Source organism: Luteolibacter algae, assembly GCF_042683045.1.
Lineage (GTDB): Bacteria > Verrucomicrobiota > Verrucomicrobiia > Verrucomicrobiales > Akkermansiaceae > Luteolibacter > Luteolibacter algae.
The window spans coordinates 1-1,351 of sequence record NZ_JBHUIT010000013.1; the positions used below are offsets into that span (position 1 = coordinate 1).

The following is a 1,351-nucleotide window of genomic DNA, read 5'->3' on the forward strand; positions in this document are numbered from 1 at the left end:
CGCTATTAGTCAACGAGTTTTCAAAGCTATAGAACTGTTCACTGCCGCACAGGCAGCTTAGAAAGATGCGGATAGGCCAATATCAGCCCTCGCGGAGTTCACTGCCGCACAGGCAGCTTAGAAATCAAAAGCCACTCGGAGCCGATACACCGCCTCGTTCACTGCCGCACAGGCAGCTTAGAAAATGTGATCCCCTCTTCTTTGGAGGTTCCAAAAGTTCACTGCCGCACAGGCAGCTTAGAAATCTTCTTCGGAGGTTCCAAAAGACTCGATGATGTTCACTGCCGCACAGGCAGCTTAGAAATCAGTGTGCGACTGTATGTCCGTCCTCCCGACGTTCACTGCCGCACAGGCAGCTTAGAAATATCTGGAGCGTGTGGATGCGCAACATGCTGCGTTCACTGCCGCACAGGCAGCTTAGAAATACGCATACGCGGGCCGCACATTCTGCGGTGCGTTCACTGCCGCACAGGCAGCTTAGAAAAGGCCTCCGGATAGGTGTCCGCACTGGGGAATGTTCACTGCCGCACAGGCAGCTTAGAAATACACCGCCTCATCTGGGGAGCCGCAGCCCCGAGTTCACTGCCGCACAGGCAGCTTAGAAAATAGGGCGGGTTGCACCATACGCGGCCTTCCCGTTCACTGCCGCACAGGCAGCTTAGAAATTGTCATAGCCGCCGGATGGGGACGGGCAGTAGTTCACTGCCGCACAGGCAGCTTAGAAATCAGCGAGTGGATCCGGAACAAGTGTAACGAGGTTCACTGCCGCACAGGCAGCTTAGAAAACTTCGCAGGCATCTTGCATTTTCTTGATCCCGTTCACTGCCGCACAGGCAGCTTAGAAAGCTGGGAGACGGCACTGGCATCCGGGCTCTGGGTTCACTGCCGCACAGGCAGCTTAGAAATTCATCCGCCGCGTCCATGATCACCTCCGCACGTTCACTGCCGCACAGGCAGCTTAGAAAAGAGACAGGATCACCTTCCCCTCATCCGGTATGTTCACTGCCGCACAGGCAATCAATGGGTGTTAGCTCCTCTTCGTCCATGGTGTTCACTGTCGCACAGGCAGCTTAGAAATGGGAGGCCACGGCACTTGTCAGCGGTGTCCGGTTCACTGCCGCGCAGGCAGCTTAGAAAACACATTGACCCAACCCCGAAGCTGGATACTTCCGCAGGGGTGCAATTCTTTCACGAACTCAATGACGGGCGGATTCTGGGCAGCGGCGATTTCACCAGAATCGAAGATGAAGCACAGTTCAAACTTGTTGCTCGATTACCAGAATCTCTGGGGTATATCTCCGCAGAAGTGGGGGACATACCTAGTAGACCGGCGAAAAAATCACGATTATCC

Annotated in this window: 1 protein-coding gene and 1 CRISPR repeat array; the gene reads left to right on the plus strand. The window is 54.8% G+C overall.

From position 1 onward, the window contains the following. Positions 1-36: 36 nt before the first annotated feature. Positions 37-966: direct repeats of the CRISPR family, unit length 28 nt; unit sequence GTTCACTGCCGCACAGGCAGCTTAGAAA. A gap of 136 nt (positions 967-1,102) precedes the next feature. Continuing rightward, positions 1,103-1,351 (plus strand): hypothetical protein (locus ACFSSA_RS15790; RefSeq protein WP_417498564.1); only part of this gene is annotated, 249 nt, incomplete at its 3' end.